Genomic DNA, 24,702 nt, shown 5'->3' with positions numbered 1-24,702 from the left:
CTAAGTCGATAGCCTTAAAACGTCCAGTGTGAAATTCTGGGTACATGTCCACGTCGTCTGCGGTCCCGGTCGGGCCTTCGGCGAAGCAACAACTCGTGCTCACCGCCGAGCGACTGTTCGCGCGTCACGGCCTCGACGGGGTGCCGCTGCGCCGGATCGGCGCCGAGGCCGGTATGGCGAACAAGTCGGCCGTGCAGTACCACTTCGGTTCCAAGGAGGGCCTGGTCCGCGCCATCCTGCTGGACCGGCTGGAGCAGCTGACCCGCCGCAGGCAACTCCTGCAAGCGCGGGTGCCCGCCGGCGATCTGCGCGCGGTGGTCGAGGCGCACCAGCTACCCCTGATCGAGCTCGCAGAAGATGAAACCTGTTTTTATCTGCCGTTTTTGGAGCAGGTGCTGCGGTACGAGTGGTCGGTGAGCCCGCTGGCCGCACTGCCCGAGGCGCACCAGCGCTCGCATCAGGCCTACGTCGACCGGGTGGGCGCGCTCATCGGCCACGTGCCGCAACCGCTGCGGGACGACCGCATCCACCAGGTGTCGGCGATGTGTGTGCACGCGTGCGCCGACCGTCACCGCGCCCGCGTGTCCGGGGCGCCGCTGCCGTCCTACGCGGTGCACGTCAGCTCGCTGCTCGACGGTGTGGTGGCCCTGCTCGCGGTGACTCCGTCGGCCGAGACACTCGCCGCGTTGGAGAGGACCGGGCAGGCAAGGCCGGTTCTGCGGGCGATGCCGTGACAGACGGCGCTGCAAGACGTGGTCGTTGCTGTCGCGCGTGGGCATCGAATGGTCACATCGGGGTATTGCGGCCCTAGCCGCTGCCCGGTGCCCACAAGTCCAATTGATACGCAGCGGTCTGGTGCGAGAGGATTGGTCGTGTTCACAGGTTGGCGTGCGATGGCGGCCAGGTGGCTGATCCCGATTCGCGCGCTTGTCGAACCCGCTCTGGTGGTGGTCACGGTCGGTGCGCTCGCCGGCGGCGGAATCGCATGGCTGGCCGGCCGGCAGCAGGTCGCCGACTGGTGCTGGATCGCGGGGACGGTGTTCGCCGTGATTCCGGCGGTGGTGTGGGTCGTGGTGGCGCTGCGCCGGGGGCGGCTCGGGGTGGACGTCATCGCGGTGCTGTCGCTGGTGGGCACCCTCGTCGTGCACGAGTACCTGGCCGGCGCGTTGATCGCGGTGATGCTGGCCGGCGGCCGTGCGCTCGAAGCGGCCGCCACCCGGCGGGCCTCGGGTGATCTGCGGGCCCTGCTCGAGCGGGCCCCCCGTTTCGCGCGCCGGCGTATCGGTGCCACGGTCAGCGTTGTCCCGATCGGCGCTGTGGCCGTCGACGACCTGCTGGTCGTGGGACCCGGCGAGGTGGTGCCGGTGGACGGCCGGGTCGCCGACGTGGTCGCGGTCCTCGACGAATCCGTGTTGACCGGCGAGCCGCTGCAGGTGGAGCGGGCAGTGGGCGAACCGGTCCGCAGCGGTGTCGTCAACGCCGGCGGGGCCTTCGAGATCCGGGCGACGGCGACGGCGGACGAAAGCACCTACGCAGGCATCGTGCGACTGGCCCAACAGGCCGGCGCGGAGAATGCGCCGATCGTGCGATTGGCCGATCGCTATGCGGCATGGTTCCTGCCGCTGGCGCTGCTGCTCGCCGGGGCGGCGTGGGCGGTGAGCGGATCGGCCACGCGTGCGGTGGCGGTGCTGGTGGTGGCCACCCCGTGCCCGTTGCTCCTCGCTGCGCCGGTGGCCATCGTTTCCGGATTGTCACGCGCCTCGCGGGTCGGCGTGATCATCCGCAACGCCGGCGCGCTGGAACACCTCGGGCAGGCCACGACCCTGGTGATGGACAAGACGGGCACGCTGACCATGGGGCGCCCGGTCGTCGTCGACGTGGTCGCCGCCCCCGGTGGCGATGCCACCGAGGTGCTGCGCTTGGCGGCGTCGGTCGATCAGCTCTCTCCCCATGTGCTCAGCGAGGCCATCGTCACCGAGGCCCTCGGCCGTGGCCTGCCGTTGTCGGTGCCGACAGAAGTGCTCGAAGAACCCGGTCGGGGTGTCACCGCCACCGTCGCCGGACGTCGCATCGCGGTCGGCAAGCTGCCCGACGATGCGACGTCGGGCGCCTGGGCCCGTGGCGTGATCAACCGGGCCCGCCTGGACGGCACCGCGATCGCCTGGGTGTGCGTCGACGGCGGGCGGATCGGTGCGGTGCTGCTGCGGGACCCGTTGCGCCGGGACGCCCCCCGCACCATCCGGCGCCTGCGGGAGGCCGGCGTCAAGCGGCTGGTGATGCTCACCGGTGACCGCCCCGAGCCGGCCCGCGAGGTGGCCACCGTGCTGGGACTGGATGAGGTCTTCGCCCAGCAGAGCCCGGCCGACAAGGTCGCCGCGGTGCGGGCCGAGTGTGAGCACGCCGTCACCGTCATGGTGGGTGACGGCATCAACGACGCTCCTGCCCTGGCGGCCGCGACGATCGGTGTGGCGATGGGCGCCCGGGGAGCCAGTGCGTCGTCGGAGGCCGCGGACATGGTGCTGACGACCGATCGGGTGGACCGCCTGGCCGATGCGATGGACGTGGCCCGCTGGTCGCGTCGTATCGCCGTGCAGAGCGCCGTGGTGGGGATGGCGCTGTCGTTGTTGGCGATGGGCGTCGCCGCGCTGGGATGGTTGCCGCCGGCGGCGGGTGCGTTGTTGCAGGAGGGCATCGATGTCGCGGTGATCCTCAACGCGCTTCGGGCTCTGCGCGGTAATCCCGCTACCGAATTGGCGCTGCCCACCGGCACCAAAGAGATGCTGAACCGGTTTTCCGCCGAGCACGACGAGTTGCGCGACACCCTCGGAATCATTCGTGACAGCGCCGACCGGCTGGTCGACGGCGGCGCCGACGCCGGAGCGCTGGAGTCCCTGATCGCCGCGCAGGCCCTGATCACCGGCCGGATCGTGCCTCATGAACTCGCCGAAGAGACCGAGCTGTACCCGGCGCTGGCCCGCCCGTTGGGCAGCGGCGAGGCCACCGCCACGATGAGTCGCACCCACGCCGAGATTCAGCGTCTCGCCGATCGCATCGCTGCCCATGTGGGCCTGGCCCGGTCCGAAGGCGCAATCCAGCCCGAGCAGGTCGACGACCTGCTGGCGTGCCTGTACGGGCTGTATGCGCTGCTTCGCCTGCACTTCGTCCAGGAAGAGGAGAGCTACTTCACGCTCGCGCAGGAGTCGGAGCGGGACGGGACCGGGACGCGGGCACAAAGCCCCTAGTGGACGGCTGAGGCCTGCGGAATCGTCGGACCGAGGGGGATCGGCGGCCCGTGGTCGACGGATCCACCGACGGCCGGCAGATCGGGTGAAACGGGAAGACATGGCACGACTGATGAGCCGTCGCGTCGCGCTTGCGGCGTTCGGCGCGCTCGCGGCGAGCGGCGCGGTGGGACTCGGCGTTGCGCGGCGGACGACGTCCGGTGCGACCGGGACCGCGGTCCGGCTGACCCAGGGACCCGGCGGCGGGATGATGGGTATCGACCCGGCCGACCGGCGGACCTACCTGGCGATGTTCAGCCGGCATGAGGAGATCGATCGCGTTGTCGAGTTGATTCCGGGCGGTGTCCGCACCACCACCGAATCGAGCGCGCCGGACCTTGTCGCGCAGCTTCAGGCGCATGTGTCGAACATGTATGCCCGGATGGACCAGGGCGACGAGGTGATGTGCATGAGCTCGAGTCTGCCGACGTTGTTCCGCGGCGCGGACGGCTACCAGCGACGACTGACCTTTACCGCCAACGGCGTGATCGCCGAAGAGACCGCCGGCGATCCGGCGCTCGTTGCTGCGATCCGCGATCACGCCGTGGAGGTCACCGGATTCGTCCGCGATGGCATGCCGGCGATGATGCAGCAGATGATGGACCCCGGGGGAATGATGGGCCCGGGAGGGATGATGCCGCACCACGGACGCTGATGTCCGCGCCGCGGCCGGCCCCTATGCGACAGCACCCCGGGTCGACGGATCGCCCGGGGTGCTGTCGGAAGTATTCGGTTGACGGTCAGGCGGTGCGGCGGATGCCCCGCTTGAGGAGCAGTTCGCGCTCGGACTCGCTGAGGCCGCCCCAGATTCCGTAGGGCTCGCCGACGGCGAGTGCGTGGGCGCGGCACTGGGTGATCACCGGGCAGCGCCGGCACATCTCCTTGGCCCGCATCTCCCGCTGCGCGCGGGCCCGGCCACGCTCGCCATCGGGGTGGAAAAACATCGAGGAATCAACTCCCCGGCAAAGGCCCTGCATCTGCCAATCCCAGATGTCGGCGTTCGGTCCCGGTAGCTGCTGCGGCTGTGGCACTGGAAAACCCCTCTCTACACATCCATTTCGGTCGCTCACTGGATGCGTGAGTCGTGGAACAGATCCGAGCGCAGTCGCCGATGACCACTCGTGCACACAACGTAGAAGGGCTTCGGAATTTCCGTCAATAGTCTCGGACTGTGCGGAACCGCATAATCGCCGGCGGAAAATTAACATCCCGTTCATCGAAGTGACGCGTCCGCAGCGAGTTCGATGCTATGGCAGATGGATGCAAAGTGACGAGCCGCCGCGTTTTGGCTGATCAGTTCATCCGGTGTCGATAGGCCATTTCCTGCCGCTCAGTAGGCAGTTGACATGGAGTTAACATGTCCTCCATAAACTGTTAACCGACGTGATTTTGAAAACACGTTCAACTTGGTAGCGTGCCGATCCGATGAGCACCAGCTCCGCGCCGGCCGTTGCTGGACTCGACGACGTGGCGTTCGGCAGCAACCCTGCGAAGTGGCCCCTTCCGCCGGCGGTCGGCGCCGGCGACCTGTGGCTGCGTGCGGTGGCCGCGGGCGGCCAGGGGCGCTACGCCAGCGCGCTGGCCGACCTCGACCAGCTGCACCGCCTGGGGCCGAATGGCCCGTTGGCCTCGCTGGCCGCCAGCACCCGGGCGTCGTTTCTGCGTCAGCTCGGGTGGCATGACCGTGCTCGATCGCTGGACGGCCAGGCGCTGGCCCGGTCCGCCGGGGATCCCGAGGCGGCGGCGGATGCGCTGATCGGGTTGGCGGCCGACGCGCTGGGGGTCGGGCGGTGCTCCGCGTCGGAGCGTGCGCTGCAACGTGCCGCCGAACTCGTCGCCCGCGCGGACGCGCAGCGGCTGCCGATCCGGTTCGCCTGGGTATCGGCCGAGCTGGCGATGGTCGGCGCCGACGGCGACGCGGCGGTCGGACACGCCGAGCGGGCCGTCGCCCTCGCCACGGAGTTCGGTTCGGTGCGGCACCGCGTCAAGTCCGGGGTGGTCCTGGCCGCTGCCCGCTGCTGCGCCGGCGACGGCGATGGCGCGCGCCTGGCCGCCGACGACGCGCTCGACCAGGCCGGGCCTGCCGGGCTGGTGCCGCTGCGGTGGGCCGCGGCCTGTCTGCTCGCCGACATCGGGAGCGGGCGGCGTCCGGCGGCGGAGATCTGCGCCATCCGCGACGAATCATCCGAAACTGTGATCAGACGGGGCGGCGTGTGGCGTCCGCGCTAACCCGGTTGCGCCCGTCGCGGTCGTTATTGTTTAGCTGAGCCGCGCCCCGCGGCACGGCTCGGCCGCCCGCAGGGCGGCACCACCTCCCCAACCGGGATGTGTCCCGCACGTAACGCTGGAGATATCGCCCACGATGACAATTTCGGGAGAACGTCTCGATTCTGTCGTTGCTGAGGCTGTGGCCGGCGATCGGGATGCGCTCCGGGAGGTGCTGGAGACCATCCGTCCCATTGTCGTCCGGTATTGCCGGGCGAGGGTGGGGGCCACGGAACGCAGCGGTCTGTCAGCTGATGACGTTGCACAGGAGGTGTGCTTGGCCGCCATCACGGCGCTGCCGCGCTACAGGGATCAGGGACGGCCGTTCCTTGCCTTCGTCTACGGCATCGCTGCACACAAGGTTGCCGACGCGCATCGTTCGGCGTCCCGGAACCGGGCCGACCCGATGGACGTCGTCCCGGAGCGCTCGTCGGGTGAGGCGAGCCCGGAACAGCTGGCCATCGACTCCGAATCGTCGGCGCGGATGGCGGCACTGCTGCAGATCCTGCCCGAGAAGCAGCGCGAGATCCTGATCCTGCGTGTCGTGGTGGGGATGAGTGCGGAGGAGACCGCCGAGACGGTCGGCAGCACCCCTGGGGCGGTGCGGGTCGCCCAGCATCGTGCGCTCGCGAAGCTGAAGGCGGAGATCACGGCGACGGGGCGGGACCATGCCTGATTTCGGACGCTGGACTTCCAACGGCGGGGATCCGTCGCTCAACGAGATCAATCGCTCCGATCAGTTCCTCGATGCGCTGGCCTCCCGGCAGCCCGCGTACCCGACGGACCACGCCGAGGCCGAGCTGGCGAATCTGCTGGCGGGCTGGCGCGACGACGTTCGCGAGACCCCGGTGTCGGCGGTGGTGACGCCGGAGCAGGCCGCGCAGGCGATGGACCGCGCCGCATCGTCGGGACGCCGCAGGCGGCTGTCGCTGGCGGTGGTCGGTTCGGCGGCCGCCGCGGTGCTGTTCCTCGGCGGGTTCGGGGCCATCGTCGCCGGAGCGGGACCCGGTGACGCGCTCTACGGGTTGCGCACGATGCTGTTCGGCGAGCCCGCGACGATGCGCGACGATGCCGTCATCCTGGCCGCCCAGACCGAGATGGCCGAGGTTCAGCAGCTCATCGACCAGGGGGACTGGCAGGCCGCCCAGGCCAGGCTGGAGGCCGTCACCACCACCGTCGCCACGGTGAACGACATCGAGAGCAAACAGGAATTGGTCACCCAGTGGCAGGAGCTGACCGTCAAGGTGGAGGCCCAGGACCCGGCCGCGACCGTGCCACCGGGCGCGCCGCTGCCGAGCTTCCCGGATCTGCCGTCGGTGGTGTTCGACCCGGGCACACTGTCGGCGTCCGAGACGTCCTCGGCTCCCGCGACGACTTCGGCTCCTGATGACACCACGTCGGTGACGACGCCGGCCTCCGAGACGCCGGGACCCTCGGAGACCAGCACCGCCCCGTCGCCGACCACGAGTGCGCCGGGCCCGTCACCGTCGGCGACCACCCCGGTCACCTCACAGGCGCCCGCTGGGGCATCCGAGACGACCTCCCCGAGCGCGGCGACCTCGCCGCCGAGTGCGACGTCGTCATCCACCTCCGCGCCGTCCGCGTCGTCGACCACGACGCGTGCGCCGTCCTCGACCACGGCCACGACGACCACGACGACGGTGGCCGCGGAACTGTCGACGTCGGCGGCGGCCGCACCATCGCCGGCGCCGTCCACTTCGGCGGCACCGCGCGCGACGCCGACTCCGCAGCCGACGCCCACCCCGACACCGGTCCTGACCACCCCGACCGCGGCGGCCACGCCGCAGCCGACGGTCCAGGAACAGCAGGAGCCGGCTCAGACGCAGTCGTTGGCGCCGCTGACGACCACGACGACGCCGGTGCTACCGGGGGCGGGGGAGTAGGTCGGGGCGCTACCGGTGAATTCGGCCGTCAGCGATAGCCGTCGGAGTCCGACGTGGCCTCGTTGAGGGAGGCGTCGGCGTAGCCGCGGCAGTAGTCCCAGGTGACGTAGGAGTCGGGCTCGGGATCGTAGGCAGGCTCGTGCGGGCGGACCGTGCCGTCGACGAGCAGCTGCAACAGGTTCGCCCGGAGCATGTCCCAGTCGTGGTAGTGGTCCTGCTGGCATTCGTCGCAGCAGACGACCAGCCCGCGAATTCCCTTGTGCGCCAGCAGCGCCTCATACACCGCGAGATCGGCGAGATCGGCCTCGACAGCCGTGCGCTCCTGCGGGTCAAGCGGCTGACCGGGCTCCAGGGCGTCGAGCGCCGCCGTCGGATCGCTCGGGTCGTCGGCGAACGGGTCGGGCGGCAGTCCTGGTGGCAAGTGGTCTCGCACGGTTCCCAGACTACGCAGCCTCCCGCGAATCGCGCCAGCGCTCCGGCGGCACGTCGTGGGGAACATGAACGGCGAGCGTGGCGCCGATCGGGATCCCGATAGCGATCGGGATCCCGATAGGATGTTGCTCTCAGGTCGCTTCTCTCGCCTGGCTGTATCTGTTACTGGAGGCTTACCCGTGTCGATCGCCGAAAGCAGCGTCCCGATCGCCGTGCCGGTGCCCACCGGCGGAGACGATCCGACCAAGGTCGCGATGCTCGGTCTGACGTTCGATGACGTCCTGCTGCTGCCGGCCGCGTCCGATGTGGTGCCCAGCGCCGCGGACACCTCGAGCCAGCTGACCCGCAAGATCCGGCTGAAGGTGCCGCTGGTCAGCTCGGCGATGGACACCGTCACCGAGGCGCGGATGGCCATCGCCATGGCGCGGTCCGGCGGCATGGGCGTGCTGCACCGCAACCTGCCGGTCGCCGAGCAGGCCGGCCAGGTGGAGACCGTGAAGCGGTCCGAGGCCGGGATGGTGACCGACCCGGTGACCTGCTCGCCGGACAACACGCTGGCCGAGGTCGACGCGATGTGTGCACGGTTCCGGATCTCCGGGCTACCGGTCGTCGACGACACCGGCGCGCTGGTCGGGATCATCACCAACCGCGACATGCGCTTCGAGGTCGACCAGTCCAAGCCGGTGTCGGAGGTGATGACCAAGGCGCCGCTGATCACCGCCCAGGAGGGGGTGTCCGCCGAGGCCGCGCTCGGGCTGCTGCGCCGCAACAAGATCGAGAAGCTGCCGATCGTCGACGGCCACGGCAAGCTGACCGGGCTGATCACGGTCAAGGACTTCGTCAAGACCGAGCAGTTCCCGCTGGCCACCAAGGACAGCGACGGCCGGCTGCTGGTCGGCGCCGCGGTCGGTGTCGGCGAGGACGCGTGGACGCGGGCGATGACGCTCGCCGACGCCGGCGCCGACGTGCTGGTCGTCGACACCGCGCACGCCCACAACCGCGGTGTGCTCGAGATGGTGCACCGGCTCAAGGCGGTGGTGGGTGACCGGGTCGAGGTGGTCGGCGGCAACGTGGCCACCCGCGCGGCCGCGGCCGCGCTGGTCGATGCCGGTGCCGACGCGGTCAAGGTCGGGGTGGGCCCGGGGTCGATCTGCACCACGCGGGTCGTCGCCGGTGTGGGTGCGCCCCAGATCACGGCGATCCTCGAGGCGGTCGCCGCCTGCGCGCCGCGCGGGGTGCCGGTCATCGCCGACGGCGGCCTGCAGTATTCCGGTGACATCGCCAAGGCGCTGGCCGCCGGTGCGTCCACGACGATGCTCGGCTCGCTGCTCGCCGGCACGGCGGAGTCGCCGGGGGACCTGATCCTGGTCAACGGCAAGCAGTTCAAGAGCTACCGCGGCATGGGTTCGCTGGGCGCGATGCAGGGCCGGGGCGCTGCGGGTGCCGTACGCGCGTCCTACTCCAAGGACCGCTACTTCCAGGACGACGTGCTCTCCGAGGACAAGCTGGTGCCGGAGGGGATCGAGGGCCGGGTGCCGTTCCGCGGTCCGTTGTCGACGGTGATCCACCAGCTCACCGGGGGTCTGCGCGCCGCGATGGGCTACACCGGTTCGGCGACCATCGAGGCGCTGCAGCAGGCGCAGTTCGTCCAGATCACGGCGGCCGGGCTCAAGGAGAGCCATCCCCACGACATCACGATGACCGTGGAAGCCCCGAACTACACCACCCGCTGATGAGCGCTGCGCGCGAGGAAGCAGAAAGCACGGGAACGCATGCGTGACATGGTCGAGATCGGCATGGGCCGCACGGCCCGCCGGACCTACGAACTCGACGACATCAACATCGTTCCGTCGCGGCGCACGCGCTCGTCGAAGGATGTGTCGACCACCTGGCAGCTGGATGCCTACCGGTTCGACATCCCGGTCGTCGCCCACCCCACCGACGCGCTGGTGTCGGTCGAGTTCGCGATCGAGCTGGGGCGCCTGGGCGGGCTCGGGGTGCTCAACGGCGAAGGGTTGATCGGCCGCCATGCCGATGTCGGTGCGCGGATCGCCGAGGTGGTGGCGGCCGCGGAGAAGGAGCCCGACCCATCTGCGGCGATAAGGTTGCTGCAGCAATTGCATTCCGCGCCATTGGATCCCGATCTGCTCGGGGCCGCGGTCGGGCAGATACGTGATGCCGGGATCACCACCGCCGTGCGGATCAGCCCGCAGAACGCGCGGGCGCTGACCCCGACACTGGTGGCTGCCGGGATCGACCTGCTCGTCATCCAGGGCACCATCATCTCCGCCGAACGGGTGGCTTCGGACGGCGAGCCACTCAACCTCAAGACGTTCATCTCCGAGCTCGACGTTCCGGTGGTGGCCGGCGGGGTGCTCGACCACCGCACGGCCCTGCACCTGATGCGTACCGGGGCGGCCGGCGTCATCGTCGGCTACGGATCGACCTCGGGGGTGACCACTTCCGACGAGGTGCTGGGCATCAGCGTGCCGATGGCCACCGCGATCGCCGACGCCGCCGCGGCCCGCCGCGAGTATCTCGACGAGACGGGTGGACGCTACGTGCACGTGCTCGCCGACGGCGACATCCACACCTCCGGGGATCTGGCCAAGGCGATCGCCTGCGGCGCCGACGCGGTGGTTCTCGGCACCCCGCTGTCCTCGGCCGCCGAGGCGCTGGGCGGTGGCTGGTTCTGGCCGTCGGCTGCGGCACATCCCTCCCTGCCGCGCGGCGCGCTGCTGCAGGTCGCGGTCGGTGAGCGGCCGTCGCTGGCCCGGGTGCTGAACGGGCCGTCCGACGATCCGTTCGGCTCGCTCAACCTGGTCGGCGGCCTGCGCCGGTCGATGGCCAAGGCCGGTTACTGCGATCTCAAGGAGTTCCAGAAGGTGGGGCTCACGGTCGGGAACTGACCCGGGCCGTTGGCCCGGGCACCCGCGGCCGGGTCGCCGACCGCGGCCCCGCCGCGCCTGCCCGTGCTGCCGACTGCCCCGTGCTGCCGACTGCCCCGTCGCCGCCCGAATGTCCCGTCGCCGCCCGAATGTGAAGTTACCTTCACGCTCGGGCGCCGTCGTGAAGGTAACTTCACGCGGGGCGACGCGCCCGCGGGGTTGGGCGCCGGGACGCGAGAGCGGCACGCACCCGCCGCAGGATGTCAGGTGGCTTGTCGTCGGCCAGTACGCGCACGATCAGCCATCCACGGCGCTGGGCGATCTCCAGCCGCTTGACGTCCCAGCTGTACTGGGATCGCTTGGTGCGGTGCTGTTCACCGTCGTACTCGACGGCGACCATGAGGTCCGGCCAGCCCATGTCGAGGTAGGCGACCACCGAGCAGGTGTCCCCCAACACGGGGATCTGGGTCTGCGGCCGCGGTAGGCCGCTGTCGGTCAGCAGTAGTCGCACATACGTCTCTTTCGGTGACTGTGCACCTCCGTCGGCCGATTCGAGCACCTGCCAAGCCTTGGCGATGCCGCGGCGGCCGGGATATCTCGCGACCAGCGATCGAGGCTCGGCGAGGTCGAGGCCGGTGGCTCTGACCAGCGCGTCGACGGCCGCCGTCGCCTCGACGCGCGGGTGCCGGCAGCCCAGATCCAGCGCGGTCCGAGCGGGCGTCGTGACCGGCACCCCGTCGATCACTTGCCATTCGTCGTCCTGCAGGCGGTCACCAAAGACCCGCAGACCGGACAGTCGGTGCCGGTTGCCGTGGATCAGCTCGACCGCTGCGCCGGCGTCAACCCATGCGCTCCCATGCAGTGCCGCCGCTGAGAGGCCTGCGACGATTGCCCGGCGCCCGGACCACAGCCATCCCGCATACGCGCGGGTTGTTGCGGTGATCCCGGCGTCGGCGTCGATGTAGACGTCTCGGAAGATGCGGGTGTGGTTGCGCTGCAGCTCACCCCAGGACATGCCGGCCGCGATGGCCTCGCTGCCGATGAATGGTTCCCCCATGGCGAGAGTGTGCCGACCCTGACCGACAGTCTGGGCACCGCCGGCGCTCATGACCCGGCCCCCCCTCGCCCGCCTGTGAAGTTACCTTCACGCTCGGGCGCCAGCGTGAAGGTAACTTCACACGGGGCCCGCGGGTCGGTTTCTTAGGCGAGCCTGTCTAGCAAGTTACCGGCCGGTAAGTTCATACTGGGCCGATGAAGCCTGACTACGACGTCGTCATCATCGGTTCGGGGTTCGGCGGCAGCGTGAGCGCGCTGCGGCTCACCGAGAAGGGCTACCGGGTGCTCGTCCTGGAAGCGGGTCGCCGCTTCGCCGACGACGAGTTCGCCAAGACGTCGTGGAATCTGCGCAGGTTCCTGTGGGCACCCCGGCTGGGCCTGTTCGGTATTCAGCGAATCCACCTGCTGAAAAACGTGATGATCCTGGCCGGCGCCGGGGTGGGCGGCGGTTCGCTGAACTACGCGAACACGCTTTACGTCCCGCCGGACCCGTTCTTCAACGACCCGCAGTGGAAGTCGATCACCGACTGGCGCGCGGAACTGATGCCGCACTACGACCAGGCCCAGCGGATGCTCGGGGTGGTGACCAATCCGACCTTCACCGACGCCGACCGCATCATGAAGGAGGTCGCCGACGACATGGGGGTCGGCGACACATGGGTGCCGACGCCGGTCGGGGTGTTCTTCGGCCCCGACGGGCAGAAGACCCCGGGCAAGACGGTGCCCGATCCGTACTTCGGCGGGGCCGGCCCGACCCGCACCGGCTGCATCGAGTGCGGCGAATGCATGACCGGCTGCCGGTACGGGGCGAAGAACACTCTGGTGAAGAACTACCTCGGGCTCGCGGAAAAGGCTGGGGCGCAGGTATTTCCGATGAGCACCGTGACCGACTTCGCGCAGGGGCCCGAGGGGCTGTGGCAGGTGCGCACCGTGCGGACCGGCAGCTGGCTGCGCCGCCGCAGGCGCACCTACACCGCGACGCACGTGGTGCTGGCGGCGGGGACGTTCGGCACCCAGCGGCTGCTGTTCAAGATGCGCTACACCGGCCGGTTGCCCGCTCTGTCGGACCGGCTGGGGGTGCTCACCCGCACCAACTCGGAGTCGATCGTCGGCGCCGGGCGACTGGAGGTCTCGCCCGACATGGACCTCACCCACGGCGTGGCCATCACGTCGTCGATCCATCCGACGCCCGACACCCACGTCGAGCCGGTGCGCTACGGCAAGGGTTCCAACGCGATGGGTCTGCTGCAGACCCTGATGACCGACGGCGCCGGGCCGCAGGGCACCGACGTGCCGCGCTGGAAGCAGTTGCTGCAGATCGCCGGGGCGGATCCGAAGGCCATGCTGCGCCTGCTCAACCCGAGCCGGTGGAGCGAGCGCACCGTGATCGCGCTGGTGATGCAGCACCTGGACAACTCGATCACCACGTTCACCAAGCGCACCCGGCTCGGCTTCCACCGCTTTTCCAGCAGGCAGGGACACGGTGAGCCCAACCCGTCGTGGATCCCGGCCGGTAACGAAGTCACCCGCCGCATCGCCGCCAAGATCGACGGCGTCGCGGGCGGAACCTGGGGCGAGTTGTTCAACATCCCGCTCACTGCACACTTCCTCGGCGGTGCGGCGATCGGCGACAGCGCTGAGACCGGTGTCATCGACCCCTATCAGCGGGTGTACGGCTATCCGACGCTGTCGGTGATGGACGGTGCCGCGGTCTCGGCGAATCTCGGGGTGAACCCGTCGTTGTCGATCACCGCGCAGGCCGAGCGGGCCGCGGCGTTGTGGCCCAACAAGGGGGAGACCGACCTGCGTCCGGCTCAGGGCGAGGCCTACCGGCGGCTGGCCCCGATCACGCCGGCCAACCCGGTGGTGCCCGCCGACGCGCCGGGGGCCCTGCGCATCCCGATCGAGCCGGTCGGTTCGACAGGGTAGTGCGGGCCCGCCGACGGCGCGCAGCCCGGCCCGCCGACGGCGCGCAGCCCGGCCCGCCGACGGCGCGCGGCCCGGCCCGCCGACGATCCAGAGGCCCTGCAGGGGCAGCCACTAAACTGACCGGGTGGAATCTGCAGCCCCCCGTCCCGTGTTGGTCGTCGACTTCGGTGCGCAGTATGCGCAGTTGATCGCCCGGCGCGTCCGCGAGGCGCGGGTGTTCTCGGAGGTCATTCCGCACACCGCCACCGTCGAGGAGATCAGGGCGAGGAACCCGCGGGCGGTCGTCCTCTCCGGCGGCCCGGCCAGCGTCTACGCCGACGGTGCTCCCCAACTGGATCCGGCACTGTTCGACCTCGACGTGCCGGTGTTCGGCATCTGCTACGGGTTCCAGGCGATGGCCCAGGCTCTCGGCGGCACGGTGGCGCACACCGGCACCAGCGAGTACGGCCGAACCGAGCTCAAAGTCACTGGCGGTCAACTGCATTCAGATCTTCCCGGGACCCAGCCGGTGTGGATGAGCCACGGTGACGCGGTGACGGCCGCGCCGGCCGGGTTCGACGTGGTGGCCACCAGCGCGGGTGCCCCGGTGGCGGCCTTCGAGGACCGCAGCCGACGGCTCGCCGGGGTGCAGTACCACCCCGAGGTGATGCACAGCCCGCACGGTCAGCAGGTGCTGAGCCGGTTCCTGCACGAGTTCGCCGGGATCGACGCCACCTGGACCCCGGCCAACATCGCCGACGCCCTCGTCGAGCAGGTGCGTGCGCAGATCGGTGCGGGCCGCGCGATCTGCGGCCTGTCCGGCGGTGTCGACTCGGCGGTCGCCGCGGCCCTGGTCCAGCGCGCCATCGGCGACCGGCTGACCTGTGTGTTCGTCGATCACGGGCTGCTGCGCGCCGGTGAGCGCGCGCAGGTGCAGCGCGACTTCGTCGCGGCGACGGGCGCCAAGCTGGTCACCGTCGACGTCGCCGACCGGTTCCTGGAGGCGCTGAGCGGGGTGACCAACCCCGAGGGCAAGCGCAAGATCATCGGCCGGGAGTTCATCCGGGCGTTCGAGGGCGCGGTGCGCGACGCGCTCGGGGTCGCCGAGGGCGAGGTCGAGTTCCTGGTGCAGGGCACGCTCTACCCCGATGTGGTGGAGTCCGGCGGCGGCGCGGGCACGGCCAATATCAAGAGCCACCACAACGTCGGCGGCCTGCCCGACGATCTGAAGTTCGCACTCGTCGAACCGTTGCGGCTGCTGTTCAAGGACGAGGTGCGCGCCGTCGGCCGTGAGTTGGGGCTGCCCGAGGAGATCGTTGCGCGCCAACCGTTTCCGGGGCCCGGACTCGGGATCCGCATCGTCGGTGAGGTCACCGCGGAACGGTTGGACACGCTGCGCCGGGCCGATGCGATCACCCGTGAGGAGCTGACGTCGGCCGGGCTGGACCACCAGATCTGGCAGTGCCCGGTGGTGCTGTTGGCCGATGTCCGGTCGGTGGGTGTGCAGGGCGACGGCCGTACGTATGGCCATCCGATCGTGTTACGGCCGGTGTCGAGCGAGGACGCGATGACGGCGGACTGGACGCGGGTTCCTTACGAAGTGCTGGAACGGATTTCGACGCGGATCACCAACGAGGTGCCCGAGGTCAACCGGGTGGTGCTCGACATCACCAGCAAGCCGCCCGGCACCATCGAGTGGGAGTGAGGGCCGGCCCCGGATCGCCACCGCGCAGCCGGTGTAACCGACCGGCCGCCGAGATTGCGGTCATGTGTCTATGATCAGCCGGTGATCAGCCACAGGCGCGGGGGCAACGTCCTTGCTGTAGCAGTAGCAATCGTATTCAACTTCGTTGCATTGGTGACGATCCCGGTGGCGGGGGCGCAGCCCCCGGCCGGTGCGCACATCACCGGCATCGAGCACGTCAACGACCGCTGGGACAAAGTCTCGGTGTACTCGCCTGCCATGAACAAGGTGATCGTCAACGACGTCTACAAATCGCCCACGTCGGGCTCACCCACCTTCTACCTGCTACCCGGCATCGACGGTGGCGACAACCTCGATCCCGGCGGCTCCTGGGCGCCGGGGACCAAGAGTTGGTTCGGAATGACCGACATCCAGGGCTTCTTTGCGAACAAGAACGTCAACGTGGTCTCACCGCTCGGTGGCCAGTTCAGTTGGTACACCGACTGGATCGCCGATCCCGGCAAGCAGTACCAGACGTACATGACCAGAGAGCTTCCGCCGCTGATCAACCAGGAATACAACACCAACGGCAAGAACGCGGTCGGCGGGTTGTCGAGCACCGGCGGGACGGCCGTCGACTATGCCATTCAGGTACCCGGTCAGTACCAGGCGGTGGGGTCGTACAGCGGCCTGCTCAACCCGTCGCGCGACCCTCAGCAGATTCAGCTGACTCTGATGGGCGGCGGTGCCAGCGCCGAAGCCATGTAGGGGCCCTTCGGCGGTCCGCTGTGGCTCGCCCACGATCCCACCGTGAACGTCGCGAAGCTCAACGGCGTCGCGGTCTACGTCGGCGCATCGGGCAGCGGCGACGTCGGTGAGGTCGACCGGCTGCCGGTCGGTTTCGGGCCGAACATCACCGGAGGCTTCATCGAGCGCATCGTCGCCGACAGCACGAGGGCCTTCGCCGACGCAGCCGGGGCGGCAGGCGTCGCGATCACCTATGTGGTGCGGCCCAACGGTTCGCACACCTGGGGTCTGTTCGAGTCGGAGATGCAGGAGTCCTGGAACACCACCATCGGCCCCGCACTGGGTGTGTAGCCGCCGGCGGTGGGTCCGCTCAGCCGACGAGCAGGGCGGCCTGGTGTAGCGCCGCGCCGACGGTCTGCTGGATGCTCGCCATCTCTTTCTTGGCCTTGTTCATGCCGATCAGGCCGCCGCCCATCCCCGTCATCGCGGGGGTGATCACCGCAGCCGTGGTGCCGGGCATGTCGCCCTGGGTGACCCGGTACTCGACGATCATCCGGCGGGCGAATCCGCCCGCCAGCGCGCGGGCCGCCGCCGAGCCGACCTCGGCACGTGCGCCCCAGCCATCGGGGTGTGGCATGACCGAGTAGCCCAGTGAACTCAGCGCGCCGCCGATCGTGGACAGCACGGCAGGTCCGTTGGCGGTTGTGCGGAACGCGACGTTGTCCATGACCGTCATTGTGCTGCGATGTCGCCGCGTACGTCCACGGCCGGTGCCGGGATGCCCCCCACCACCGATTCGGCCCTCGACCCGGTCGAGGACGCCAACGTGGCGGTCGCGACATTTGTCAGTGTCACCGTTTGTGAGTGGCGAATTCTCCGGTTGACGAGCGTCGCCGGCGGGGTGTTTACTGAAGGAATCGAACATATATTCGAATACGGTGGTGATCCATGATTCGGGTGGTGTGAAAGGTGCTGTTGTGGCCATTGCGGAGAACCTGGATCGGGGCCCCGTTCAACGCGCTGAACAGGTAGAACGGCTTCGGCGACAGATCGCGTCGGTGTCCGGGAAGGTTGGCGGCAGCCGTCGGGCGGCCACCGCGCCACCCGAGCTTCCAGCCGCCCGCGAATGTTTGCTGTCCAACCCCGGATCGCTGCCCGAACCACTGGCTGAACTGCTCCCCGACTCGTTGCCGCGGGGAACGGTCGCGGTGCTTTCGGGGGCGAGGTCACTGGAACTGGGTCTGGTGGCGGCGGTGACGGCCGAGGGTGGCCACGCCGCGATCATCGGCAGGCCCGACGTCGGGTTGCTCGCCGCGGTGGAGATGGGGGCCGACCTGAGCAGGATCGCCGTCATCCCCGAACCCGGGGTCGATCCGGTCGAGGTGGCCGCGGTCCTGATGGACGGGATGGATCTGATCGTGCTCGGCCTGGCCGGCCGCACGGTGCCCGCGAGCAGGGCCGGGGTCGTCACGGCGCGCGCCCGCCAACGCGGATGCACCCTACTGGTCGCCGACGGGGACTGGCAGGGAGCCCCCGCGCGGCTGGAGGCCCGGGTCAGTGGTTACGAGATCGCCGGTGGGCGGGGCGTGACACCGCTGCCGGGGTGCGGGCGGATCAGCCGGGTCCGGTTGACCATGCATGCCCGGGGACGTTCCGTGCGTCCCGCCCGTGCGCTGGGAGGCTGACGTGTCCGGATCCCGGGTGCTGGCGATCTGGTGCATGGACTGGCCGGCCGTTGCCGCGGCGGCCGCCGCCCGGGTGCCCCCGACGGCACCGGTGGCGGTGACGTTGGCCAACCGGGTCATCGCGTGTTCGGCGGCGGCGCGCGCAGCCGGGGTGCGCCGCGGGCTGCGGCGCCGGGAATCGCAGGCCCGCTGTCCGGAGTTGTTCGTCGCGACCGCCGACCCGGCTCGCGACGCCCGGTTCTTCGAACACGTCACGGCGGCGGTGGACGACCTGGTGCCGCGCGCCGAGGTGCTGCGCCCCGGTCTGCTGGCTCTGTCGGTGCGCGGCGCGGCCCGGTACTTCGGTTCCGAGCAGGCCGCGGCGGAGAGCCTGGTCGACGCCGTCGCTGCGGCCGCCGTCGAATGTCAGATCGGCATCGCCGACCAGTTGGCCACCGCGGTCTTCGCGGCTCGGGCCGGCCGGATCGTCGAGCCCGGCGGGGATGCGGCGTTCCTGTCCGGACTGTCCATCCGGCAGCTGGCCGCCGAGCCTAGCCTGGCCCCGCCGAGCCGGGCGGATCTGGCAGATCTGCTGTGGCGCATGGGGATCAGAAAGATCGGGCAGTTCGCCGAGTTGCCCCGAAGCGATGTGGCCTCCCGGTTCGGCGCCGACGCCATCGCCGCCCACCGGATGGCGCGCGGCGAGTCGAGCCGTGGTCCGTCGGGCCGGGACCCGGACGCCGACCTCGATGCGGTCATGAACTGCGATCCACCGATCGACCGGGTGGATGCGGCGGCCTTCGCCGGGCGTTCGCTGGCCGGCGTGCTGCACCGCAGCCTCGAGGGTGCCGGGGTGGGGTGCACCCGGCTGGCCATTCACGCCGAGACCGTCAACGGGCAAGAGCTGGAACGCGTCTGGCGCTGCGCCGAGCCGTTGACCGAGGATGCCACCGCCGACCGGGTGCGCTGGCAACTGGACGGCTGGCTGAACCGGCGCCAGGAGCAGGACCGGCCCAGCGGGCCGATCGCGGTACTGCGGCTCCGACCGGTCGAGGTGGTCTCGGCCGAGGCATTGCAGCTGCCGCTGTGGGGCGGGGTCGGGGAGGAGGACCGGCTGCGCGCTCGCCGTGCCCTCGTGCGGGTGCAGGGCCTGTTGGGTCCCGACGCCGTCAGGGTGCCGGTGCTCAGCGGCGGGCGGGGTCCCGCCGAACGCATCACCTTCGCCCCGCTCGGGGATGAGCTTGTGCCCCGGGCGAATCCGGACCAGCCGTGGCCGGGGCGGCTGCCCGAGCCGTCGCCGACGGTGTTGCTCGACGATCCGGTGGAGCTGCTCGATGCCGAGGACACCCCGGTGCGGGTCACCGCGCGGGGCCTGTTCTCGGCCGACCCGTTCCGGCTGCAGGCCCCGGGGCGCAACGGCCGGCTGTCCTGGTGGGCGGGGCCGTGGCCGGTGGACGAACGGTGGTGGGATCCCGATGCCGCCGGCGGCAGATCGGCGCGGGCGCAGGTGCTCGTCGGTTCCGACCCGGCCCAGGCCCTGCTGCTGTGCTTCCGGCAGCGGCGGTGGTACGTCGAGGGAGTCTATGAATGACCAGAATGACCAGAATGACCGAGCCGCCGGGCGAACGCGGCGACCCGGCCGATGAACCGGTCGAAGAACGCCGCCGGGTCGACGTCGACACCGATGAGCGCGTTGGGTTCCCGTGCCCAGTGCCCACTCCAGTCCGCAATCGTCATGCCACGGGTCAGGGTCCCGGTCAGCTCGACGTCGACCGCCGCGGCGCGGCAGCCCACCAACCCGGGGTCCAGCGCGACCGCGGCGGCCAGCGGGTCGTGCAGGTGGGCCAGGTAGCCCTCGCCCTGGTCGTGATGGAACTCGAAGTAGAACCGCATGGCGTCCTCGAGCACCCGGATCAGCGGGTTGGACGCGCCCGACGCGGTCCCGCGCACGTCGTCGGCGGACATCGTCGCCGACGACGTTCCGGCTTCCCGGGCCAGCCGGTTCAGCAGCGCCGGTGTCAGCGCGATGTCCTCGGTCAGGTTGAGCCCCAACACGATCGGCAGGCTCGCCGCCCCGGCGAAGGCGGCATAGACCTCGGCGGTCGACTCGGGGTCGACGCTGGTGTTCCATTCGGCCACCGGCGTGGTGTTGCCCCGGTAGTCGAACGACCCGCCCATGATCACCAGCCGCTTGAGCAGCCTGGGCAGTGATGGTTCGGCGCGCAGTGCCAGGGCCAGGTTGGTCAGCGGCCCGGTGGCGATCCCGACCAGCTCGCCGGGGTGGGCGCGGGCCGCCCGCACCCAGGCCTCGGCGGCGTCGTGGTCGGTCAGCGCGCCGGCCGGCGGGCGCAGTTGCGCGTACCCGAGCCCCTGCGGGCCGTGGGTGTCCTCGGCGGTGCGCAGCGGCGCGGTCAGCGGTACGTCGGAGCCCTTCGAGACCGGCACCCCGGTGATCCCGCACAACTCCAGCAGTGCAAGGTTGTTGCGGCAGACATGGTGCACGGCGACGTTTCCCGCCGTCGAGGCGATCCCGACCAACTCCGCGTCCGGGCTGCCGAACAGGTAGGCCAGCGCCATCGCATCGTCGACGCCGGTGTCGACGTCGACGAAGACAGGCTGCGGCACGCCGCTCACCAGTGCACGCCGGGCACCAACCGCACCGCGCGCTTGACCGGGCGCGGCACCCGCACCGCGGGCACCGGCCGGCTCGGCCGCTCGGGCCGGCGAACCGGGGAGCTCGGCGCGGCCGGACGCGGCTCGCTGACGCCGCGGGCGGCCGCCGAGTCCGGGTAACCCAGGTAGAGCTGGTGCAGTACCCGGCGCGACAGCCGGGGCGTGAAGTAGGTGCCGATGTCGGCCAGCGTCCCGACCGGGGTGTCGATGCGGGCCGGCTTGTCCACCAGGCCGCGCACCACCATGGCTGCGGCGTGTTCGGCCGAGATCGGGGGCATCGGGTTGAGCCTACGGGAGGGGGTGATCATCGGCGTCTTCACCAGCGGCATGTGAATGTTGGTGAACGTGATGTGGTCGGAAAGGGTTTCGGTGCCGACGACTTCGGCGAACGCGTCCAGCGCCGCCTTGCTCGGGATGTAGGCGCTGTACTTCGGGCTGTTGGCCTGCACACCGGCGCTGGAGACGTTGACGACGTGCCCGAAGCGGCGCTCGCGCCAGTGCGGCAGCAGCGCGAGCACCATCCGGACGGGCCCGAAGTAGTTGACCGCCATCACGCGTTCGTAGTCGTGCAGCCGGTCGGTGGAGGCCGACACCGACCGCCGGATCGAGCGTCCCGCGTTGTTGACCAGGTAGTCGACATGTCCGAACCGGTCGAGGATGTCCTTGACGGTGTGCTCGACGGCCGCCGAGTCGGTGACGTCACAGGTGAAGGCGTGTGCGTCGCCGCCGGACCGCCGGATCTCGGCGACCAGGCCGTCAAGGGCCTCGCCGTTGCGTGCCAGCGCGAACACCGTCGCGCCCCGGGCGGCGACCGCGATCGCCGACGCGTGACCGATGCCGCTGGAGGCGCCGGTGATGATCACGTGCTTGCCCACCAGGGGGCCGGCCGGGTCGTCGCGGCGGGCACGTTCCGGGTCCAGATGCCGTGCCCAGTACCGCCACAGCCGCGGTGCGTAGGTGCGGAACTCCGGTACGGCGATCCCGGTGTCCCGCAACGCCTCGGCGGTCCGCTCGCAGGTGAAGGTCGGCGCCAGCTCGACGACGTCGAGGATCTCGCCGGGGATGCCGAGCTGGGTCGCGGCCATGTTGCGCAGGACCTTGGCCCGCCCGCCCAGCTGCAGGACCGGGGCGGCGGCCACCCGCGGCAGCGACCCCACCAGCGGCGGCAGCCCGGCGGCCGGTGCGACCGCCCGGTAGATGCCGCGCAGGCCGATGGTCTTCGGGGCGGTCAGATGAAACGTCTGCCGGTCCCGGCCGTCGGCGTGCATCAGCACGGCCATCGCGTCGACCACGTAGTCCACCGGAACGATGTTGGTGCGTCCGGTGTCCGGCAGCACCATCGGCGTGAAGCTGGGCAGCGCCGCGAGCTTGGCCAGCAGTCCGAAGAAGTAGTAGGGCCCGTCGATCTTGTCCATCTCGCCGGTCCTGGAGTCGCCGACCACCACGGCGGGCCGGTAGATGCGGTACCGCAGTCCCGGCGTCGTCCGCACCAGCTGCTCGGCCTCGAACTTGGTGCGGTGATACGGCGTCGGCAGGTCCTGGGCGACGTCGAAGTCGTCCTCGGTGAACACCCCGCGGTAGGTGCCGGCCACGGCGATCGACGACACATGGTGCAGCGTGGCGTCCAGGGCCCGGGCCAGCCCGATCACCGCACGGGTGCCCTCGACGTTGGCCAGCCGCTGGCGGTGCTCCGCGGCGGTGATGTCGTAGATCGCCGCGCAGTGCACGACGTGGTCGATGCGGCCGAGTTCGGCGACGGCCGCCCCGGTCAGCCCGAGGTCGGCTGAGGTGAGGTCACCGACCAGCGGCGACACCCGCTTGTCCCAGTCCACTGCGTGACGTTCGAAGCGGCCCAGGGAGTCGCGGCGCACCAGTACGTGCACCGCCTCGGTGCCCGGTAGGGCCAGCAGTCGGGTGATCAGACGGCCGCCGATGAACCCGGTACCGCCGGTAACGACATAGCGCATGCGTGTCATGGTCACTTGTCCACGGGCGCAGGTCAACACCGGATAGCCTCGCGATCATGCCCATCGATCCGAACACCATCGGCGCGACCACGTCGCCGCATCTGTTCGAGTGGACCGACCGCGACACGCTGCTCTATGCGCTGGGTGTGGGCGCGGGCACCGCCGACCTGGCATTGACCACCGAGAACAGCCACGATGTGGAGCAGCAGGTGCTGCCGACCTACGCGGTGATCGCGTGCTCCCCGTTCGCCGCGGCCACCCACATCGGCTCGTTCGACTTCAGCCGGATGTTGCACGGGTCGGAGGCCGTTCGGCTGTTCGCGCCGTTACCCCCGGCGGGCCGGCTCAGCGTGGTCGCCGAGGTGGCCGACATCCAGGACAAGGGTGCGGGCCGCAACGCGATCGTGATGCTGAAGGCGACCGGCAGCGATCCCGACACCGGCGCGCCGGTCGTCGAAACGCTGATGACGCTGGTGCTCAGGGGGGAGGGTGGTTTCGGTGGCCGGCCGGGGCAGCGTCCGGCGGCGCCGGAGATCCCCGACCGGGACCCCGACGCCGGCGTGGCGCTACCGACCCGCGAGGACCAGGCGCTGATCTACCGGCTCTCCGGCGACCGCAACCCGCTGCACAGCGATCCGTGGTTCGCCCAGCTGGCCGGGTTTCCGACGCCGATCCTGCACGGGTTGTGCACCTACGGCGTCGCGGGGCGGGCGCTGGTCGCCGAGCTCGGCGGGGGCGATGCGTCGAAGCTCACCGCGATCTCGGCCCGGTTCACCTCGCCGGTGTTTCCCGGTGAGACGCTGACGACGTCGATCTGGCGGATGGAACCGGGCCGGGCCGTGTTCCGCACCGCGGCCGCCGGCCCCGACGGCTCCAACGCCCGTCTTGTGCTCGAGGACGGCGCCGCCGAGTATCGCTGACCGCCCGCTCTTCCCCGGCTGGTTCCCGCCCCTGTGAAATTGTTTGCTGCGCTGGTAGCCTTCGGCTGGCGGGGAGGTTTGATCTGGTCCGGATTTGCTCACGCCAGAGGTGCGCGGATGTTTGATGGTTCGCGGCGATCGCCCGCCAGGCCGGTCGGCGCAGGGTTGTGGTGCCCCGACCGGTACTACTGGTTTACTGCGTTGCTGTCCGCCCGGGGCCTGCAACCGGCCACCTGTCGGCTGGTGGCGGCGTGCATCGTGGCTCTCGGTTTGATCCCGGTGACGCTGTTGGCCAGTCGCCTCGGTCCGCACGACACCGTCGCGCGGATCGTCGCCGTCACGGTCGGGGTGTGCTGCCTGGGGATGGCGATGCTGTGGTTGCGGCGGTACTGGCCCTCGCGGGCGCAGTCTCTGTTCTGTGTGTTCGCCGGTTCGCTCGGCATCGGGGTGTCTTCGCTGATGGTGTCCAGTCCGGTCACCGGATTCCTGGGCATGTCTACCTATGTGATGGTGACCGCATACGTCCTGTGCTTCCACACCCCGAAGCTGCTGGCGTTCGTCTGGACGGTGGCGGTCGCGGTGTTGGCGGTGCTGTTCGTGCGGTTGGCACCGACCGATCCGGCACTGGCGGTGAGCGCGGTGGGCGTGGTGGTGGTGCTCAACCTGTTCATCGCGTTTGCCTGCCGGGCAGCGGTCAGGCTGGCCGGGCCGGACACCCATCGCGGCGACATCGAGCAGATCACCGGCCTGCTGCATCGCGACGCGTTCTATCGCGGGGTCGCCACGCTGCTGGCCTCGCGCAGCCGCAGTGCCGATCAGTATCTGGTCGTGATCGCGGTGAACATCGACAGCTTCTCGTTGGTGCTCGGGCTCTCCGGTGCGCGCGGTGGGCACCGGGCCCGGGTGACGGTGAGCCAGGCGCTGCGCGAAACCGTGCGGCACAACGCAATCGTCGCCCACGCCGCCGACGACGACTTCCTGATCGCTGACACGTTCACCACCGCGGATGCCTCACCGCTGGTGGAACGCATCCGGGGTTCGATCTCGACGACCCCGCAACGGCTCACCGCCAGCATCGGCGTGGTCTGCACCCCGTTGCCGCCGCTGGCGGCGGAGCCGCCCGACGAGGTGGTCGACGAGTTGATCGCCATCGCCACCACCGCGATCGAGCAGGCCAAGATGGCCGGGGGCAACCAGGTCCGCTATGTCCTTCGCCCGACGCTGGGCGAGGACGGCGACGCCGTGGGCGGCCCCGGCGACCGCTGGCCGGACACCGGATAGGACCGCCTGAGCGGCTGCGCCCGATCTGGTCG

Annotated in this window: 23 protein-coding genes; 17 read left to right on the top strand and 6 right to left on the bottom strand. The window is 70.3% G+C overall.

Features of this window, described 5'->3' with window-relative positions; genetic code table 11:
- The first annotated feature begins 44 nt into the window (after positions 1-44).
- The 3 genes from JDV09_RS13370 to JDV09_RS13360 all read left to right on the top strand — a co-directional run bounded on the left by JDV09_RS13370 (position 45) and on the right by JDV09_RS13360 (position 3,936).
- Entirely contained in the window at positions 45-734 is a 690-nt protein-coding gene (locus JDV09_RS13370; RefSeq protein ID WP_221369617.1) for a TetR/AcrR family transcriptional regulator, read from the top strand.
- A 159-nt stretch (positions 735-893) separates the two neighbouring features.
- Positions 894-3,242, top strand: a complete 2,349-nt coding sequence (locus JDV09_RS13365) for a heavy metal translocating P-type ATPase (protein ID WP_221369653.1) — start codon at positions 894-896, stop codon at positions 3,240-3,242.
- 100 nt (positions 3,243-3,342) lie between these two features.
- Entirely contained in the window at positions 3,343-3,936 is a 594-nt protein-coding gene (locus JDV09_RS13360; RefSeq protein WP_221369616.1) for a hypothetical protein, read from the top strand.
- Positions 3,937-4,021: 85 nt separating this feature from the next.
- Here JDV09_RS13360 and JDV09_RS13355 read toward each other — a convergent pair whose 3' ends face one another.
- Entirely contained in the window at positions 4,022-4,312 is a 291-nt protein-coding gene (locus JDV09_RS13355) for a WhiB family transcriptional regulator (protein WP_221369615.1), read from the bottom strand.
- A gap of 394 nt (positions 4,313-4,706) precedes the next feature.
- On the opposite strand from JDV09_RS13355, the gene JDV09_RS13350 reads away from it, so the two are divergent.
- The 3 genes from JDV09_RS13350 to JDV09_RS13340 all read left to right on the top strand — a co-directional run bounded on the left by JDV09_RS13350 (position 4,707) and on the right by JDV09_RS13340 (position 7,450).
- Complete coding sequence (locus tag JDV09_RS13350) at positions 4,707-5,510, top strand: hypothetical protein (RefSeq protein ID WP_221369614.1); 804 nt, start codon at positions 4,707-4,709, stop codon at positions 5,508-5,510.
- A gap of 133 nt (positions 5,511-5,643) precedes the next feature.
- Positions 5,644-6,222, top strand: coding sequence for a sigma-70 family RNA polymerase sigma factor (locus JDV09_RS13345; RefSeq protein WP_221369613.1), 579 nt, complete (start codon positions 5,644-5,646; stop codon positions 6,220-6,222).
- A complete protein-coding gene (locus JDV09_RS13340; RefSeq protein ID WP_221369612.1) occupies positions 6,215-7,450 on the top strand; it encodes an anti-sigma-D factor RsdA in 1,236 nt (411 codons plus the stop codon). Before JDV09_RS13345 ends, JDV09_RS13340 begins: the two co-directional genes overlap by 8 nt.
- Before the next feature lie 28 nt (positions 7,451-7,478).
- Here the strand turns inward: JDV09_RS13340 and JDV09_RS13335 are convergent, their stop codons facing one another.
- Entirely contained in the window at positions 7,479-7,883 is a 405-nt protein-coding gene (locus tag JDV09_RS13335; protein ID WP_221369611.1) for a DUF5319 domain-containing protein, read from the bottom strand.
- 178 nt (positions 7,884-8,061) lie between these two features.
- On the opposite strand from JDV09_RS13335, the gene guaB reads away from it, so the two are divergent.
- Both guaB and JDV09_RS13325 read left to right on the top strand, forming a co-directional pair.
- On the top strand, positions 8,062-9,615 hold the full coding sequence (gene guaB / locus JDV09_RS13330; protein WP_221369610.1) for an IMP dehydrogenase: 1,554 nt from the start codon (positions 8,062-8,064) through the stop codon (positions 9,613-9,615).
- Between the two features lie 48 nt (positions 9,616-9,663).
- Positions 9,664-10,791, top strand: a complete 1,128-nt coding sequence (locus JDV09_RS13325; protein ID WP_221369652.1) for a GuaB3 family IMP dehydrogenase-related protein — start codon at positions 9,664-9,666, stop codon at positions 10,789-10,791.
- Positions 10,792-10,963: 172 nt separating this feature from the next.
- Here the strand turns inward: JDV09_RS13325 and JDV09_RS13320 are convergent, their stop codons facing one another.
- Entirely contained in the window at positions 10,964-11,827 is an 864-nt protein-coding gene (locus JDV09_RS13320) for a type IV toxin-antitoxin system AbiEi family antitoxin (protein WP_221369609.1), read from the bottom strand.
- 194 nt (positions 11,828-12,021) lie between these two features.
- On the opposite strand from JDV09_RS13320, the gene JDV09_RS13315 reads away from it, so the two are divergent.
- From JDV09_RS13315 to JDV09_RS13300, 4 genes are all read left to right on the top strand, one after another.
- On the top strand, positions 12,022-13,755 hold the full coding sequence (locus JDV09_RS13315) for a GMC oxidoreductase (RefSeq protein WP_221369608.1): 1,734 nt from the start codon (positions 12,022-12,024) through the stop codon (positions 13,753-13,755).
- 124 nt (positions 13,756-13,879) lie between these two features.
- Complete coding sequence (guaA, locus tag JDV09_RS13310) at positions 13,880-15,439, top strand: glutamine-hydrolyzing GMP synthase (RefSeq protein WP_221369607.1); 1,560 nt, start codon at positions 13,880-13,882, stop codon at positions 15,437-15,439.
- 153 nt (positions 15,440-15,592) lie between these two features.
- Positions 15,593-16,186, top strand: a complete 594-nt coding sequence (locus JDV09_RS13305; RefSeq protein ID WP_221369606.1) for an alpha/beta hydrolase — start codon at positions 15,593-15,595, stop codon at positions 16,184-16,186.
- 42 nt (positions 16,187-16,228) lie between these two features.
- The gene (locus JDV09_RS13300) at positions 16,229-16,516 is read left to right on the top strand and encodes a hypothetical protein (RefSeq protein ID WP_221369605.1); all 288 of its coding nucleotides are present in this window, start codon (positions 16,229-16,231) and stop codon (positions 16,514-16,516) included.
- A gap of 19 nt (positions 16,517-16,535) precedes the next feature.
- Here the strand turns inward: JDV09_RS13300 and JDV09_RS13295 are convergent, their stop codons facing one another.
- Positions 16,536-16,892, bottom strand: a complete 357-nt coding sequence (locus JDV09_RS13295; protein ID WP_221369604.1) for a hypothetical protein — start codon at positions 16,890-16,892, stop codon at positions 16,536-16,538.
- A 51-nt stretch (positions 16,893-16,943) separates the two neighbouring features.
- Here JDV09_RS13295 and JDV09_RS13290 point away from each other — a divergent pair, with 51 nt between their 5' ends.
- Genes JDV09_RS13290 through JDV09_RS13280 form a run of 3 tightly spaced genes read left to right on the top strand, consistent with a single transcriptional unit; the run spans position 16,944 to position 19,420 of the window.
- Complete coding sequence (locus tag JDV09_RS13290) at positions 16,944-17,117, top strand: hypothetical protein (protein ID WP_221369603.1); 174 nt, start codon at positions 16,944-16,946, stop codon at positions 17,115-17,117.
- Positions 17,118-17,142: 25 nt separating this feature from the next.
- The gene (gene imuA', locus JDV09_RS13285; protein ID WP_221369602.1) at positions 17,143-17,850 is read left to right on the top strand and encodes a DnaE2-dependent mutagenesis accessory factor ImuA'; all 708 of its coding nucleotides are present in this window, start codon (positions 17,143-17,145) and stop codon (positions 17,848-17,850) included.
- A 34-nt stretch (positions 17,851-17,884) separates the two neighbouring features.
- Positions 17,885-19,420 (top strand): DNA polymerase Y family protein, encoded by a 1,536-nt coding sequence (locus JDV09_RS13280; RefSeq protein ID WP_372452911.1) that lies wholly within the window; start codon positions 17,885-17,887, stop codon positions 19,418-19,420.
- Here JDV09_RS13280 and JDV09_RS13275 read toward each other — a convergent pair.
- Both JDV09_RS13275 and JDV09_RS13270 read right to left on the bottom strand, forming a co-directional pair.
- Positions 19,411-20,463, bottom strand: a complete 1,053-nt coding sequence (locus JDV09_RS13275) for a nucleoside hydrolase (protein ID WP_221369600.1) — start codon at positions 20,461-20,463, stop codon at positions 19,411-19,413. The two genes, JDV09_RS13280 and JDV09_RS13275, sit on opposite strands and share 10 nt — an antisense overlap.
- On the bottom strand, positions 20,460-22,469 hold the full coding sequence (locus JDV09_RS13270) for an SDR family oxidoreductase (protein ID WP_221369599.1): 2,010 nt from the start codon (positions 22,467-22,469) through the stop codon (positions 20,460-20,462). The genes JDV09_RS13275 and JDV09_RS13270 overlap by 4 nt, the downstream gene beginning before the upstream one ends.
- Positions 22,470-22,525: 56 nt before the next feature.
- On the opposite strand from JDV09_RS13270, the gene JDV09_RS13265 reads away from it, so the two are divergent.
- Entirely contained in the window at positions 22,526-23,389 is an 864-nt protein-coding gene (locus JDV09_RS13265; RefSeq protein ID WP_221369598.1) for a MaoC family dehydratase, read from the top strand.
- Positions 23,390-23,506: 117 nt separating this feature from the next.
- Entirely contained in the window at positions 23,507-24,670 is a 1,164-nt protein-coding gene (locus tag JDV09_RS13260) for a diguanylate cyclase domain-containing protein (RefSeq protein WP_221369597.1), read from the top strand.
- The last annotated feature ends 32 nt before the right edge of the window (positions 24,671-24,702 follow it).

Source organism: Mycolicibacterium xanthum (genome assembly GCF_019710635.1).
GTDB lineage: Bacteria > Actinomycetota > Actinomycetes > Mycobacteriales > Mycobacteriaceae > Mycobacterium > Mycobacterium xanthum.
Note: the sequence above shows the minus strand (reverse complement) of the source record. Positions and strands in the feature narration are given on the sequence as shown.